At 36.6% G+C, this 15558-nt stretch carries 14 protein-coding genes; 11 read left to right on the plus strand and 3 right to left on the minus strand.

The genetic code is table 11. The features are described from left to right. Positions 1 to 17 precede the first annotated feature (17 nt). Positions 18 to 1181, minus strand: coding sequence for an efflux RND transporter periplasmic adaptor subunit (locus AACL31_RS09690; RefSeq protein ID WP_310511901.1), 1164 nt, complete (start codon positions 1179 to 1181; stop codon positions 18 to 20). A 136-nt stretch (positions 1182 to 1317) separates the two neighbouring features. Between AACL31_RS09690 and acrR the strand changes: the two genes are divergently transcribed. From acrR to mscK, 3 genes are all read left to right on the plus strand, one after another. Beyond that, positions 1318 to 1953 (plus strand): multidrug efflux transporter transcriptional repressor AcrR, encoded by a 636-nt coding sequence (gene acrR, locus AACL31_RS09695; RefSeq protein ID WP_310511902.1) that lies wholly within the window; start codon positions 1318 to 1320, stop codon positions 1951 to 1953. Between the two features lie 51 nt (positions 1954 to 2004). After that, entirely contained in the window at positions 2005 to 2346 is a 342-nt protein-coding gene (locus AACL31_RS09700) for a DsrE/DsrF/TusD sulfur relay family protein (RefSeq protein ID WP_310511903.1), read from the plus strand. Positions 2347 to 2435: 89 nt separating this feature from the next. Beyond that, on the plus strand, positions 2436 to 5864 hold the full coding sequence (mscK, locus tag AACL31_RS09705; protein ID WP_310511904.1) for a mechanosensitive channel MscK: 3429 nt from the start codon (positions 2436 to 2438) through the stop codon (positions 5862 to 5864). A gap of 17 nt (positions 5865 to 5881) precedes the next feature. On the opposite strand, the gene AACL31_RS09710 is transcribed toward mscK, so the two are convergent. Beyond that, positions 5882 to 6055, minus strand: a complete 174-nt coding sequence (locus tag AACL31_RS09710) for a DUF2496 domain-containing protein (RefSeq protein ID WP_310511905.1) — start codon at positions 6053 to 6055, stop codon at positions 5882 to 5884. 22 nt (positions 6056 to 6077) lie between these two features. After that, entirely contained in the window at positions 6078 to 6626 is a 549-nt protein-coding gene (gene priC / locus AACL31_RS09715; protein WP_310511906.1) for a primosomal replication protein, read from the minus strand. Between the two features lie 142 nt (positions 6627 to 6768). Here priC and apt point away from each other — a divergent pair, with 142 nt between their 5' ends. The 8 genes from apt to AACL31_RS09755 all read left to right on the plus strand — a co-directional run bounded on the left by apt (position 6769) and on the right by AACL31_RS09755 (position 15546). Then, positions 6769 to 7320 carry an adenine phosphoribosyltransferase gene (gene apt, locus AACL31_RS09720; RefSeq protein WP_310511907.1) on the plus strand — a complete coding sequence of 184 codons (552 nt, stop codon included), beginning with the start codon at positions 6769 to 6771 and terminating at the stop codon, positions 7318 to 7320. Between the two features lie 84 nt (positions 7321 to 7404). Beyond that, positions 7405 to 9384 carry a DNA polymerase III subunit gamma/tau gene (gene dnaX / locus AACL31_RS09725; RefSeq protein ID WP_310511908.1) on the plus strand — a complete coding sequence of 660 codons (1980 nt, stop codon included), beginning with the start codon at positions 7405 to 7407 and terminating at the stop codon, positions 9382 to 9384. A 75-nt stretch (positions 9385 to 9459) separates the two neighbouring features. Further along, on the plus strand, positions 9460 to 9789 hold the full coding sequence (locus AACL31_RS09730) for a YbaB/EbfC family nucleoid-associated protein (protein WP_032115143.1): 330 nt from the start codon (positions 9460 to 9462) through the stop codon (positions 9787 to 9789). Continuing rightward, positions 9789 to 10394, plus strand: a complete 606-nt coding sequence (gene recR, locus AACL31_RS09735) for a recombination mediator RecR (protein WP_032115144.1) — start codon at positions 9789 to 9791, stop codon at positions 10392 to 10394. The genes AACL31_RS09730 and recR overlap by 1 nt, the downstream gene beginning before the upstream one ends. Before the next feature lie 193 nt (positions 10395 to 10587). Continuing rightward, positions 10588 to 12462 (plus strand): molecular chaperone HtpG, encoded by a 1875-nt coding sequence (gene htpG / locus AACL31_RS09740; RefSeq protein WP_310511909.1) that lies wholly within the window; start codon positions 10588 to 10590, stop codon positions 12460 to 12462. Positions 12463 to 12648: 186 nt separating this feature from the next. After that, positions 12649 to 13293, plus strand: coding sequence for an adenylate kinase (gene adk, locus AACL31_RS09745; protein WP_310511910.1), 645 nt, complete (start codon positions 12649 to 12651; stop codon positions 13291 to 13293). Positions 13294 to 13428: 135 nt separating this feature from the next. Further along, on the plus strand, positions 13429 to 14397 hold the full coding sequence (gene hemH, locus AACL31_RS09750) for a ferrochelatase (RefSeq protein ID WP_310511911.1): 969 nt from the start codon (positions 13429 to 13431) through the stop codon (positions 14395 to 14397). A gap of 489 nt (positions 14398 to 14886) precedes the next feature. After that, entirely contained in the window at positions 14887 to 15546 is a 660-nt protein-coding gene (locus AACL31_RS09755; RefSeq protein WP_310511912.1) for a Wzz/FepE/Etk N-terminal domain-containing protein, read from the plus strand. The last annotated feature ends 12 nt before the right edge of the window (positions 15547 to 15558 follow it).

Below are 15558 nucleotides of genomic sequence, written 5' to 3' on the forward strand. Positions count from 1 at the left end.
ACTTTTGCGGAGAAAATTTATTTTTCTGTTGTATTTGGAGTTAATGATGTCTCTTTAGCTACCACTTTCATGCCAGGCTTGACTTTTTGTAGCCCAATAACAATGACACGCTCTCCAGCTTTTAGTCCTTTAGCTATTAGCCATTGATTACCAATTGCTTGCGCAGTAATTACCGTACGGGTTTCGACTTCATCATTGGTATTAACAATCATCACTTGGGCTTCACCACGAGGTGTCCGACTTACACCTTGTTGTGGCACTAAGATCGCATTTTTTTTCACGCCTTCTTCTAAAACAGCACGAACAAACATACCAGGCAGTAATTGTTTTTCTGGATTTGGGAAAATAGCCCGCATTGTGATAGAACCCGTACTTTCATCAACGGTTACATCGGAAAATTGAAGAACACCTTTTTGTGCATAAACTTCACCATTATTCATTTTTAAACTAACAGGTGCTTGCTGTGATTCTTTAGATAAATTGCCGCTAGCAATCTCATTTTTTAAACGCAGATAATCGTCACTGGATTGGGTAACATCAACATAGATAGGGTCTAACTGTTGAATGGTTGTTAGCACAGTAGTTTGTCCGGTCGTGACTAATGCACCCTCTGTGACGCTGGATTTACCGGAACGGCCTGAAATAGGTGCTGCTACTTTGGTATAATCAAGATTGATACGCGCGGTTTCAACTGCCGCCTCAGCAGCCTTAAGAGAAGCTAATGCCTGAGCATAATTAGCGTTTGCAGTATCATACTCTTGTTTACTGATGTAATTTGTTCCTAATAGAGGCTTATAACGGCTTACAGTTAAACGAGTAATTTCTGCATTGGCTTTTGCTTTTGCTAAATTAGCTTTTGCACTGTCATAATTTGCTTTATAGGTTGCAGGATCTATTTGATATAAAGAAGCTCCAGCTTCAACATCACTACCTTCTTTATAATTTCTTTTTAATATAATACCCTCTACTTGAGGTCTTACCTCGGCAATACGAAAAGCATTAGTACGGCCAGGCAGTTCAGTTGTAACTGTCAATGGCTTTACTTCCAATGTTACGACATCAACTTCAGGTGTTGGAGGTGCAATATTACCTTGCTGGGAATTATCGCCACATGCTGTCAAGATCAAACAGCTTGAGAGTAGTAATATTACCAGAGGTAAGACCCCTCTGTTTTTTTGCATAAATAAACCTCAATATTCAAATATCAATTTCAAATCTGAAACCTAGTGAATTATTATGTTATAAGTCTCCTATTTTATTGCACAAACATACATGAATGTATGTAAATTTACTTCAATAAGAAGAAAGTAAGTTAAAATGGCACGAAAAACTAAGCAACAAGCGAAAATAACTCGCCAAGAAATAATTGATGCAGCAATTAGAACATTTTCTAAGTATGGTGTTTCATCTACCTCATTGTCTAATATAGCAGAGGTTGCAGGTGTAACTCGTGGTGCTATTTATTGGCATTTTAAAAATAAAGTCGATCTTTTCTCTGAAGCTTGTAAATTCACTGATGAACAAATAGCTGAAACTCAGAAAAAGTATCAGTTAAAATACCCCAATGATCCACTTTTTGTATTGAGAAAATTATTACATTATATTTTATTTACTTTTTTTGACGATACTAAAAACAGGGAGCTAACTGAGATTTTTTTTCATAAATGTGAATTGATAGGTGAAATGGCGCAGTTTGCTGAATTACGGCGTGAAATTTATATGATTAACCATCAACGACTAGTCACTCTGTTAAGTGCCTGTGTGGAAAAAAAACAGTTGCCTGCCAATATCGATGCCCAGTGCGCAGCAATTATGATACGTGCAGCGATTACTGGCCTGTTTGAAAATTGGTTATGTGTACCAGATAGTTTTAGTATCAAAGAAAATGCGATTCGTTATGTGGATACGATGATTGATATGATGAAATACAGTCCATCAATAAGAAACAATTGAAATGTTTTATTACATAATTACGGAGAATTTGATGCCAGAAAAAAACTATTTTTGATTATTGCTAATGGTGCCGCTTATGGTGATGAAAATCTTTTTAATGCGCTACGTTTGGCGATTGCAGTTAAGGAACAGGCAGCGACAACTGCAATGAAAATTTTTTTAATGTCTGATGCGGTTGTTGCAGGTCTTGATAATCAAAAGCCAATTGATGGTTATAATTTAAAACAGATGTTAGAAATTTTGCTTGCGCAGCAAGTGGAAATAAAATTATGTAAGACTTGTACTGATGCACGAGGTATCAGTGAATTACCGTTAATTAAAGGGGTCAGCATCGGCACTTTGGTAGAGTTAGCTCAGTGGACATTAGTAGCCAATAAAGTTTTAACTTTTTAGATATAATAATATTTGAGGCAAGGAAAGAAATCCTAAGGAGAGATTTTTAACTGTTTTTTTATTTTTAATCTAACTTAGTGGATACTACTATGTTTTCATTTAGTCGAAGGTTGCAAAGCAGAACATGTTGCCAGTGGTTAGTTTCTTTCTTGTCCTTATCTTGTGGTTTATTCTTTCTTTTTAATGCTACGTTAATTGAGAGTGCCACCTTAACCAATATAACCTCAAGGCAAACTATTCAAAACCAATTAAATGCCTTAAGTAATCGTAGCAATTTAACTGCGTATGAAACGCTAGCTTTATCTGACTACAAAAAAGCCATCCAATTTTATGATGAATTAGCTGGATTAGAAAAACAAGCTGAATTAATGCAAAAAAGAGTGATGCAAGCGCCAAGAGAAGCGCGATATGCACTTGATAATTTAGCTAGAATTAAACGTGAGCAACAACAAAGTGAGCAGACTAAAACTGAATATCAGCATTTATCGTTATCGCAACTAGAGAGCCAGTTAAAAAATAAATTAGAAATATTACAAAACCAGCAGGAAAATCTAGCCAATATTAATAACAACTTAGTTGCATTACAAACCCAGCCAGAGCGAGCAATGAATATAATGCTAGAAAATGCTCGGCGGCTACAAGATATTCGTTACCAACTAAATAATGATTTTTCTTCCAATGACGATATTCGGCCTTCTTTGCAAGTATTATTACAAGTGGAACAATTATACCTGCAGCAGCAAAATAAATTTCAACAACACGCATTACAAGCTAATACTCAATTACAGGATGTGCTACAGAAGCAACGTGATTATACAGCAACTTATCTTGAGTTAATTCAAAGTGATATACAATATATTCAGGCTACTATTAATAATAAACGCTTAAATTATTCTGAGGAAACCGCTAAAGAAGCGCAACGCTCAACGATAAATAGTCAGGAAGTGGAAGAATATCCGGTAATTAAACATGAAAAAGCGATTAATAAAGCACTGAGTGAACGTTTGATCTCAGTAACTCAAGATAGTAACCAATTAGTACAAAAAGGAATAAGGATTAAATCTTGGCTAGAAAGAGCCATACAAGTAGAGAGTAATTTAAAAGAGCAAATTACTGTTTTACGAGGAAGTCTATTACTTTCACGCATCCTTTTTCAAAAACAGATTAATTTGCCACCGAATATACTGACAAAAAATCTGCCCACCTTAATTGCCGATTTACGGCTGGAACAGTTTGATATTAACCAAGAGCGTGATCAGTTATATCAGTCTTCTAATTATATTAATAAGTTGGCCGATACAATAAATGACTCAATGGTAGATAAGACTAAGACCATGCCACTTTCGAAGGAAGTCTGGCGGGCTTTGGAGTCACTGATTGATATACGCCGTGACCTTTTAGATCAGTTAAATATTCAACTGGGTAATCAGATTTCTCAGGCGATTAATTTACAGTTAGATCAACAACAATTACTGGGTGTCATTGATTCTTTAGAACAGACATTAGCTCAGCAAATTTTTTGGGTGAATAGTAATAAACCGATTGATCTGACATGGCTAACTTCTTTTCCTGATGCGGCGAAAGCTGAAATTACTACTTTTAATTTTAAATTACCATTAGTTAGCATAGTCAAAGGCTTAATTAACTCTTCTGTTGTCACGATTCCTCTTTTGTTGGCTTGTCTGTTCTTTTTTTGGATGAATCGCAAGTTTAAACAGCGTTTAAAAGAAATCAATGAGGAAGTTAGAGTCTTCAAAAAAGATAGCCAATTACATACCCCTGTAGCGTTAATTTTAACCCTAATGATGACGTTTCCTGGTGCTTTTATTGTACTCGTTGTCGGTTACTGGTTTTTAAAAACAGGTAATCCTCATGGTGATTTTGTTTGGAGTTTTGCCCTGCAATTGGCTTTATTTTGGGTTTTATTTAGCTGGTGTATTAATATTCTTAAGCCTGATGGTATTGCAGAAAATCATTTTTTAATTGCTAAAAAAGAGAATACCTGGTTACGCCAACATTTGATAAATTTGATGCTGCCGTTGATTGTGTTGATTTATTGGTCAAGTTATGGCGTCATGTATCCTTTGCGGTTGGCGGATGATGTCATTGGACAATTGATTGTTCTAATATTCCTGTTTTTAGTTTTTCTATTTACTTTGCCGTTTTGCCGTCGGATCTGGCAACTAAAAGGTGGGCATTTAACTCGCACGATTGTTATTACCATACTGGCTTTTTCTCCATTAGTGCTAATTGGTTTAATGATGGTCGGTTATTATTACACTACTCTTCGGCTTTCAAGTCGTTGGATTGATAGTCTCTATTTATTACTCCTTTGGTATATTATTTACCATAGTTGTATTCGTGGATTATCGATTGCAGCGCGCAAGCTTGCATATAAAAGGGTGTTAGAGCGTCGTCATAATATGACGCGAGAAGAACAAGAAAATGAACCGATCACCGAACCACCAATGTCAATTGAATTGATTAGTCAACAATCTCTACGTTTAACCAGTATGGTACTGTTTTTGATCTTTATCGTCGCTTTTTATTGGATTTGGTCAGATTTCATTACTATTTTCTCATTTTTAGATGGTATTCAACTTTGGCATACGAATGTACAAAATGAGGCTGGTCATACTTTACAAGCAGTTACCCTCGCTGATTTAATTTTGGCGATTATTATTTTTATTGTCGCTTTAGTGATGACACGAAATCTACCAGGTTTGTTAGAGGTTTTAGTATTGTCCCGGCTTAAGCTGCGGCAGGGATCAAGCTATGCGATCACCACGATGCTGACCTATATTATCATCGGTATTGGTACAATTATTGTATTAGCAATGTTAGGTGTCACCTGGAATAAGTTACAGTGGCTAGCGGCAGCATTAACATTTGGTTTAGGTTTTGGTCTACAAAAAATTTTTGCCAACTTTGTTTCGGGTATTATTATTCTGTTTGAACGGCCGGTCAGAATTGGTGATACCGTTACGATTGGTAATTTTTCAGGCACAGTGAGTAAAATTCGTATTCGAGCAACCACCATAACTGATTTTGATCGCAAAGAAGTCATTATTCCCAACAAAGCATTTGTGACTGAACGTTTAATAAATTGGTCGTTAACAGATACTATTACCCGTATTATTATCAAGCTAGGCGTTGCTTATGGTTCTGATCTTGATAAAGTGAAGGCGATTTTATTACAGGCAGCGCAAAGTAATAATAAGATCATGTCAGATCCTGCGCCATTAGTATTTTTTACTGATTTTGGCGACAGTACTCTCAATCATGAATTACGTTTTTATGTTCGCCAGATAGCGGATAGAAGTACAACCTTGGACGAAGTTAATCGACTGATTGATCGCTTATGTCGAGAACAAAATATCAGTATTGCTTTTAATCAGTTAGAAGTTCACCTTCATAATAGCAAAGGTGATTCTGTGCAAGAAGTTGAGCGTACGCTAGGTGATGAAAAGCGATCGAAACAGCAGGATAAAAATAATCGAGATAATGTTGTGGAATAATCATTGAATTATTTTTATCAACGCTTTTTAGTTGCATTGGCAAATAATAAAATGGCTTCTTTATTCTCATAATCTTTTTTTACAATATCAAGTGCTTTGAGTGCGGTAGTGGGTTCTATTTGATTAATTTCTAGAATATAAATTAAATCAATGGCAACTTGGATTTCTATTGAAGCATTCTCTAAATTCATTAAATATCACCTATATTATTTTTTATTCAATACTTTGATTTTCATAGCGTTCAATTGCCCTTTCTATGCGTGAAAGAGCCTGACGGCATCTCACTAATCTTCCAGTTAATGCAGCTATTTCTTGTTGCAGCTTCTGGCAAGCAACGTATGACTGCTGTTTATCTAATTTTTGCTCTCGATCATTTATCATTGCGATTAGGCGGCGTTCATAATCTTGATGTTGAACTAAACGTTCGTAAAGATCTATGGTTTTTTCTTTTTGGCTATGTTGACTTTCTTGTTCTCTTAAAGTTTGGGTTGCAGATTCTCGCGTTATAGCACCAATTTGGGCAATGATTTTTTCTGTCAAAAAAGTAACTTGTTCTGAACGTGACGTAATAACCGCATGTTTTAATTGATTAAAATGTTGCTTGATTTCAAATAAACATTCGCTTAATTGATGGCTTTTTCGATGAAATAATTTTTGATCAAAACGTAATGTTATAAAAGAAGAGTGTGCAATTGGTTTTATTTTTTCTGCCAATGCTTCAATTTGCTCTTCAAGCGCGTTTAGCAACTTTTGTGTTTTCATATATTAAGCCATAATAATAAAATATGTAATTGCGATTTGACTTCTTACAGTAAAAACGCGCATATTGGTAAGCTAGTTATTGCATTTTTATAATAGTTTTCATAGATTGTAGCGTTTGATTATTTTATCTATGATGATAATTATGATGGTTAATGAAAAAAAAATACAATTTATAAAAGATAGTATTGAAACAATTCCAGATTATCCAATACCAGGTGTATTGTTTCGTGATATTACAACCTTATTGGATAATCCGGACGCTTATCAGGCCACAATTGATCTACTCGTTGAGCATTATAAAAATAAAGGTATTACTAAAATTGTTGGCACTGAAGCGAGAGGATTTTTATTTGGGGCGCCGCTTGCTTTGCGTTTAGGTGTAGGATTTGTACCAGTGCGTAAAGAAGGAAAATTACCGCGCGCCACATTACGACAAAATTATGAGCTAGAATATGGTACCGATGCACTAGAGATCCATAAAGATAGTATTTCAGCCAAAGACAATGTTTTAGTTGTTGATGATTTACTCGCTACAGGTGGAACGATTGAAGCGACAGTACGCTTGATCCGGCAGCTTGGTGGTAAAGTTAATGAAGCGGCATTTATTATCTGTTTGCCTGATTTGGGTGGTATTGAACGTTTAAAAAAGCAAGGGGTCAATTGTTTTAATTTGGTTGAATTCCCAGGGAGTTAATGCGCAAAATTTTCTAGCAAAATGTGCTGACTAGCGAACAGCGATAGGTTGGCAAATCTATATACTTAACGTCTAATAGGAATCATGAGCTACCAGGTACTTGCCCGTAAATGGCGCCCACAAACATTTACCGATGTTGTTGGGCAACAACATGTTTTGACCGCGCTGGCAAATGGTTTGCATCAGCAGCGGCTCCATCATGCCTACTTATTTTCTGGTACACGTGGAGTTGGCAAAACGACCATTGCGCGGCTGTTTGCGAAAGGGCTTAACTGTGAGGTAGGGATAAGCCAAAACCCTTGTGGTAAATGTGCTAACTGCCTAGAGATAGCGGATGGGCGATTTGTTGATTTGATTGAAATTGATGCCGCTTCGCGCACTAAAGTTGAGGATACCCGCGAGCTACTAGATAATGTCCAGTATGCACCGGCACGCGGTCGATTTAAAGTGTACTTAATCGACGAAGTTCATATGCTATCTCGTCATAGCTTTAATGCTTTACTCAAGACGCTGGAAGAACCACCAGAACATGTGAAATTTCTATTAGCAACGACAGATCCACAGAAATTACCGATAACGGTTTTATCACGTTGCCTTCAATTTCATTTAAGATCACTTGATATTGACCAAATAAGCAGTCAACTTGAACGTATTTTAGCGGCTGAGCAAATATCGAGTGATAAACGTGCCCGCCAATTAATCGCTAGAGCTGCCGAAGGTAGTTTACGTGATGCATTAAGTTTAACCGATCAAGCTATTGCTATGGGGCAAGGGCAAGTATCGGCAGATTCAGTTAGCCAAATGCTAGTCATATTAGATGATGAACAGCCGCTAGCGATCATTGAAGCGATTGTGCATGCTGATGGTCCAAAAATGATGGCTTTAGTAGAAGATATTGCTTTGCGAGGCGGTGACTGGGAAAGCGTATTGATTGAAATGTTATCATTAATTCATCGTATTGCGATGATCCAGCTTTTACCTGTGGAGATGCAAGATACTGCATCACCCATAGACGAGCGTCTACGTTTACTTGCGCGCTTGATTACGCCAACGGATTTACAGCTCTATTATCAAACCTTGTTAGTCGGACGTAAAGAGCTTCCCTATGCGCCAGAAAGGCGGATGGGAGTTGAGATGACATTGTTACGTGCATTAGCATTTCATCCTAAGTCTGTTAATGATATTGAAATTCCATTGGTGTCATCACCAAGTCTCTCTGAAACAACTACTATAGCCAATGATATTGATAATCATGTCGATATTTCTGTTAACTTAAAAGATAAAAAAAAAATCATCAATAAAGCCACAAGCTCATCGGATGAAAAATTAATTAGTACGCCTACATTGCAATTATTGCAAGCAAAAGAATCGCTAAATAAAGAGCAAGAGAAGACGCCGTTAAAAAAGTCTGAAACAGCATCACCAAAGACAAAAACGCCACTAGCGATGTCGGCGTTAGAAAGGTTAGCTACCGTTTCGGCACAGCATCAGCTCTCTGTTTTAAATCAGCCTAAAATAGCTAATAAAAATGAAAAAAATCAAAAGGGTAAATCTTATCAATGGCGCCCGCAAAATGTTTCTGAACAAAAAGTAGAGCGAGTAACCACGCCTGGCAATATTAAACAAGCTTTGGAATATGAAAGGACGCCGGAACTTGCCAATAAAATTGCGCTTGAAGCTCGAGAACGTGACCACTGGTCGGCAGAAATTTGTCAGTTAAAAATGCCAAAATTGATAGAACAACTTGCGTTAAATGCTTATAAGGAAGCGTTAAGTGAAACGGAAATTTGTTTACATTTACGCTCAACGCAACGGCATTTGAATACTGAACCGGCGCATAAAACATTAACAAAAGCCTTGAGTGAGTTATATGGTAAGCCGATAAAACTGGTTATCATTGAAGATGATAATTCAGCCGTCAAGACACCTTTGGAATGGCGGCAAGTAATTTATGAAGAGAAGCTAGCACAGGCCCGTCAATCTATTATAGTGGATAAAACGATTCAGACTTTGCGCACGCTGTTTGATGCGCAGTTAGATGAAGAAAGTATTCGGCCGGTGTAGCCGAATGCATACCTTTAAGTATAATGTTGCAATGTTAAAATCTATTTTTGTAACAGATCAGAAAGAGAGAATATTATGTTTGGTAAAGGTGGGCTGGGTAACCTGATGAAACAGGCTCAGCAAATGCAAGAAAAGATGCAAAAAGTTCAAGAAGAGATTGCTAACATGGAGGTTACCGGCGAATCGGGTGCAGGTCTTGTTAAAGTAACCATTAATGGCGCGCATAATTGTCGTCGGATTGAAATTGATCCTAGTTTAATGGCAGATGACAAAGATATGTTAGAGGATCTTATTGCTGCTGCATTTAATGATGCTGCGCGTCGTATAGAAGAAGCCCAAAAAGAAAAAATGGCCAATGTATCTAATGGCATGCAATTACCTCCAGGCTTTAAGATGCCATTTTGATGCAAACGAGCCCTCTTCTTGAATCTTTAATGGAAGCGCTACGCTGTTTACCTGGTGTAGGACCAAAATCAGCGCAACGTATGGCTTTCCATCTTCTGCAACGCAATCGTAGTGGTGGCATGCAATTGGCTCAGGCATTAACACGTGCAATGTCGGAAATTGGCCATTGTCAGGGTTGTCGAACATTTACTGAAAAAGATCACTGTTCTATTTGTACTAATCCGAGGCGTCAACAAACTGGCCAAATATGTGTAGTTGAAAGTCCGGCTGATATTTATGCAATTGAACAAACAGGGCAGTTTGCCGGGCGTTATTTTGTTTTAATGGGGCATTTGTCGCCATTAGATGGTGTTGGACCTAAGGATATCGGCCTGGAAAGCTTAGCCGATAAACTCGCGACTGAGACGGTATCAGAAGTGATACTGGCGACCAATCCAACAATTGAAGGGGAAGCAACCGCTAATTATATTGCTGGCATATGTGCTCAATATGGGGTGATGGCCAGTCGTATTGCTCATGGCATTCCTGTTGGCGGTGAGCTTGAAATGGTTGACGGAACCACGCTATCACATTCAATTATTGGCCGTCAGAAAATTAATTATTGATAGTATAAGCGTAATATAAAATAAACATATGCAGAGGTTAAAGACTCTGCTTATTTTTTTGTGAAAAAGTTAATCATATCGGCTATCAAGCACGCTTTTCACGACGGTGAACTTGAAATTTTCAAGTTATATCCCCATCTGAGTTTCATAACCATTCAACCTAATAAAATTATTCTAAAATTGAGGCTATTTAATGAGTATGAAAGGACAAGAAACTCTTGGATTTCAATCAGAAGTAAAACAGTTATTGCAATTGATGATCCATTCTCTTTATTCCAATAAAGAAATCTTTCTACGCGAGCTGATTTCAAACGCATCTGATGCAGCGGATAAATTACGTTTTAAAGCACTATCACAATCTGATCTTTATGAAAATGACGGTGATTTAAGAGTTAGAATTGCTATTGATAAAGACAAAAAAACTTTAACAATTAGTGATAACGGCATTGGCATGACGCGCGAAGAGGTTATTGATAATTTAGGGACGATTGCTAAATCTGGTACCAAGGCTTTTTTACAGTCTTTAGGTAACGAACAAGCGAAAGATAGCCCATTAATCGGTCAGTTTGGTGTTGGTTTCTATTCAGCTTTTATTGTTGCAGATAAAGTGACAGTGCGTACTCGGGCAGCGGGCGTAGCCGCCGATAAAGGGGTTTTCTGGCAATCTCAGGGTGAGGGTGAATATACCGTTGCTGATATTGAAAAAGCAGAGCGTGGGACTGAAATTACCTTACATTTACGTGAAGACCAAACGGAATTTTTAGATAACTGGCGTTTACGTTCAGTGATCAGCAAATATTCAGATCATATTGCCCTGCCAGTGGAAATTGAAGCTAAGAACGAAGAAGATGATACTGTTATTTGGGAAAAAATTAATAAAGCCCAGGCGCTATGGACACGTAACAAAAACGATATTACGGCTGAAGAATATAAAGAGTTTTATAAGCATGTTTCCCATGATTATGCAGATCCTTTAATATGGAGTCATAATCGGGTAGAGGGTAAACAAGAATATACCAGCCTACTTTATATACCGACTAAAGCGCCTTTTGATTTATGGAATCGTGATAATAAACATGGTTTAAAGCTTTATGTTCATCGTGTTTTTATTATGGATGAAGCAGAGCAATTTATGCCAAATTACTTGCGTTTTGTCCGTGGGTTAGTTGACTCCAATGACTTACCATTAAATGTTTCGCGCGAAATTTTACAAGATAGTGATATCACCCGTAGTTTGCGCAGTGCATTAACCAAACGCGCATTGCAAATGTTGGAAAAATTAGCCAAAAGTGAACCTGAACAGTATCAACAATTCTGGCAGGAATTTGGACTAGTGTTGAAAGAGGGGCCTGCGGAAGATACAACTAATAAAGAAGCGATTACTAAATTATTACGTTTTGCATCAACGCATAATGAGAGTAATTTACAGAATGTTTCTTTAGAAGATTATGTTAGTCGTATGATTGAAGGGCAGGAAAAGATCTATTACATTACTGCAGATAGTTATGCCGCTGCGAAAAATAGCCCGCATTTAGAACTATTCCGTAAAAAAGGGATTGAAGTTTTATTATTATCTGATCGGATTGATGAGTGGATGATGAACTATTTGCCAGAGTTTGAAGGCAAATCCTTTCAATCTGTTAGTAAGACAGATGAGTCACTAGAAAAACTGGCTGATGAAGATAAGAAAGAGCAAGAAGAGACAGATAAAAAACTGGAGCCTTTCGTTGAGCGGGTAAAAAAATTATTAGGCGAGCGGGTGAAGGAAGTGAAGTTAACACACCGTTTAACAGACACGCCGGCAATCGTGACGACCGATGCGAATGATATGAGTACTCAGATGGCAAAACTTTTTGCTGCAGTGGGTCAATCAGCGCCGGAAGTAAAATATAATTTTGAACTTAATCCTGAACATCCATTAGTTAAAAAAGCGACAGAACTAACTGATGATGGCTTATTTTCTGAGTGGATAGAAGTATTATTAGATCAGGCGTTGTTTGTTGAACAAGGTAGCCTAGAAGATCCTAATCAATTTATTCGCCGTATGAATAAGTTACTTTTGGGCTAAAATTTATTTAATTAACCAAGTTGTTCATAAAACCACGTTTTAGTTATTTTAAGACGTGGTTTGTTTTTTTAACGAAAATAATTTGATTATTCAATGGTTATCTGTTTTCTTGAGTTATAGGTATGCCTAATGATAAGGTAACTTTTCTTTCAAATTATAAAAATGAAATAGCAAGGGGTTTACGCAATGCGTATTATTTTGCTCGGCGCGCCAGGCGCAGGTAAGGGGACTCAGGCACAATTCATCATGGAAAAGTATGGTATTCCACAAATTTCTACCGGTGATATGCTACGTGCTGCCGTAAAGGCGGGTTCAGAGTTGGGTCTACAAGCGAAAGAATTAATGGATAATGGTAAGCTTGTTACTGATGAATTAGTTATTGCTTTAGTTAAACAGCGTATAGCCCAGGATGATTGCCGAAACGGTTTCTTACTAGATGGATTTCCTCGCACTATCCCACAAGCAGACGCAATGAAAAATGCGGGTATTGCGGTGGATTATGTGTTGGAGTTTGATGTACCCGATGAAATTATTGTTGAACGCATTGTTGGTCGTCGAATTCATACGCCTTCGGGGCGTGTTTATCATATTAAATTTAACCCACCGAAAATAGCAAACAGAGATGATATTACCGGTGAAGAATTAAGTATTCGCAAAGATGATCAAGAAGAAACGGTCCGCAAGCGATTAGTGGAATATCATCAGTTAACTGAGCCTTTAATTGCTTATTATCGTCAAGAAGCTGCTGCTGGTCATACTAAGTACTTTAAATTGGATGGTACCCGTAAGGTTACTGAAGTCAGTGAAGAGCTGGCTAACATTTTAGGTTAGTTGTTAGTTGATAAAATAGGCATCCAATTTGGGTGCCTATTTTTTATTTATGGCTAATTAGTGGAAATAAAAATATTTAATAAGTTATGATAAAGTTATAAATAATTAGCGATAAATAAAATGGAGCCAAGTGGCATGAGCATTAAGAAGTATGGTGTTTTATTAGTTAATTTAGGGACGCCTGATGCACCAACGCCTACAGCAGTGAAACGTTTTTTGGCAGAATTTCTTAGTGATGTAAGAGTTATTGATATTTCGAGGATAATTTGGAAGCCACTATTACATTTGGTTATTTTACCAATACGCTCGCCAAGAGTAGCTAAATTATATCGGTCAATTTGGACCGAAGCTGGTTCCCCATTGCTAAATTATAGTTTGCAACAGCAGGCTGCGCTGGCAAAACAACTGCCCGATATTCCTGTGGAATTAGGTATGAGTTATGGTTCGCCTGCTATTGCCGAAGCAATTGATAAACTATTAATTCAGCAGGTTGAAAATATTATTGTGTTACCGCTTTATCCACAATATTCTTGTTCAACCACAGCGGCAGTTTTTGATGCGATTAGCCGAGCGTTAAAAAAATATCGAACGATACCCGGTCTTAACTTTATTCGTAGTTATGCTGCTCACCCTTCTTATATTGATGCATTAAAAAGGTCGGTGGAATTAAGTTTTGAACGCTATGGTAAACCAGAGAGATTATTGCTTTCTTATCATGGTATTCCTAAACGGTATGCAGAAACAGGTGATATTTATCCGCAGGAATGCGAACTGACAACCCGTTTACTCAGTGAATTAATTAATTTCCCTGCTGATAAAATCATCATGACTTATCAGTCACGCTTTGGCCGTGAGCCTTGGCTTACACCTTATACAGACATTACCTTAAAAAGGTTGGCAAAGCATGGAATAAAACATGTTCAGCTGTTGTGCCCAGGTTTCTCGGTGGACTGTTTGGAAACTCTAGAAGAGATTGCTGAGCAGAATAAGAAATTATTTTATGCTGCTGGTGGCGAAAAATATCATTATATACCTGCGCTTAATGCCTCTGACAGTCATATTATGTTAATGGCTGAATTAGTCACAGATTTAGCCATTATTTAAATGGAAATCTAGCTAAAACTAAAAGTTATTTTAATGATTGTAATGCTATTACATATTTAAATTTATCGCTATAACAAATTGTTTTAAATGATTAATTTTAATTAATGCTTATAAAAATCTATATTGAATCCAGTAATATTAATTATTTATTGTATAAAATATTAAATAATTTTTATGACATTTAGTCTGTTTTAAGCAATTTTTTATTATTTACTTTTATATTTAAGAATAATTAGTATTTGGTTAAATTTTATTTGATTATTTTAGTATGCTAATTAGTTGAAATATAGTGATTGCAAAAATAAAAACATTATTGATAAATATGAGTTATTTGTTTCATTAAGGTTGGCAATATAGAATATAATGACTAAACTTTTCTAGTTCAATGATAATTATTTGATTATTTAGTTATTCAAGCCTGTGTAAGATAAAAGTAGATGAACATTTATAATTATTTATTAACAACATAACTGTTAGAAGCTATAAACTATGACAAATAGACCATTATTAGATGCAACTACAGAACTCGACCCCTCTTTTTATTCTGCCGATACGAAACAAGATGATGAAATTGATTTATTTGAACTTTTTTCTATTCTTTATCAATCTAAATTGTTGATTGCGATTTTTGTTGCCGTATTGTCCGCAGCCGCTTTTTGTTGGTCGTTATTTTTACCACAAAAATGGGCAAGCAAAGCCATGATTGTTCAACCTACCGCTCAAGAAACGTTTAAGCTGAATGAGTTCCTTAGTCAATTAAGAGTAATGGATGTTGAAACAAATATCGATGCTGAGCAAGTTTATGCAAAATTTCTTGATGCTTATTGCTCTCAGTTGTTACAGGAAAATTTTCTGAAAAGTAGTGACTATTTTCAGCAGTTAGTTAAATCAACAGAGTCACAATTCTTAGAGAGAGAACAACAGCTTTTACGTGATATGATAAATAATATTACTGTTGGCGACGTCATTTTTAGTAAAAATGCAAATAATAATGTAGATGATATTACGCAGCCGATAGAAGCAAGCGTAGAGTTTTCTGCGGCAACTGCTCAAGATGCCCAGAATTTATTGTCTGGTCATCTGCGTTATGTTGGCTCGAATGTACGGCAGGAAATTAAAGCCGAGTTAAATGAAAAAATAGCTCAATAAATTGTTTATGCT

Source organism: Arsenophonus endosymbiont of Crataerina pallida, from assembly GCF_964020125.1.
In the GTDB taxonomy this organism is placed as follows: Bacteria; Pseudomonadota; Gammaproteobacteria; order Enterobacterales; family Enterobacteriaceae; genus Arsenophonus; species Arsenophonus nilaparvatae.

Coding starts and splice junctions, on each gene's coding strand:
- acrR (WP_310511902.1), top strand. CDS start 1,318: ATGGCACGAAAAACTAAGCAACAAGCGAAAATAACTCGCCAAGAAATA.
- recR (WP_032115144.1), top strand. CDS start 9,789: ATGCAAACGAGCCCTCTTCTTGAATCTTTAATGGAAGCGCTACGCTGT.
- mscK (WP_310511904.1), top strand. CDS start 2,436: ATGTTTTCATTTAGTCGAAGGTTGCAAAGCAGAACATGTTGCCAGTGG.
- priC (WP_310511906.1), bottom strand. CDS start 6,626: ATGAAAACACAAAAGTTGCTAAACGCGCTTGAAGAGCAAATTGAAGCA.
- hemH (WP_310511911.1), top strand. CDS start 13,429: ATGAGCATTAAGAAGTATGGTGTTTTATTAGTTAATTTAGGGACGCCT.
- AACL31_RS09690 (WP_310511901.1), bottom strand. CDS start 1,181: ATGCAAAAAAACAGAGGGGTCTTACCTCTGGTAATATTACTACTCTCA.
- adk (WP_310511910.1), top strand. CDS start 12,649: ATGCGTATTATTTTGCTCGGCGCGCCAGGCGCAGGTAAGGGGACTCAG.
- AACL31_RS09710 (WP_310511905.1), bottom strand. CDS start 6,055: ATGAATTTAGAGAATGCTTCAATAGAAATCCAAGTTGCCATTGATTTA.
- dnaX (WP_310511908.1), top strand. CDS start 7,405: ATGAGCTACCAGGTACTTGCCCGTAAATGGCGCCCACAAACATTTACC.
- apt (WP_310511907.1), top strand. CDS start 6,769: ATGATGGTTAATGAAAAAAAAATACAATTTATAAAAGATAGTATTGAA.
- AACL31_RS09755 (WP_310511912.1), top strand. CDS start 14,887: ATGACAAATAGACCATTATTAGATGCAACTACAGAACTCGACCCCTCT.
- htpG (WP_310511909.1), top strand. CDS start 10,588: ATGAGTATGAAAGGACAAGAAACTCTTGGATTTCAATCAGAAGTAAAA.
- AACL31_RS09730 (WP_032115143.1), top strand. CDS start 9,460: ATGTTTGGTAAAGGTGGGCTGGGTAACCTGATGAAACAGGCTCAGCAA.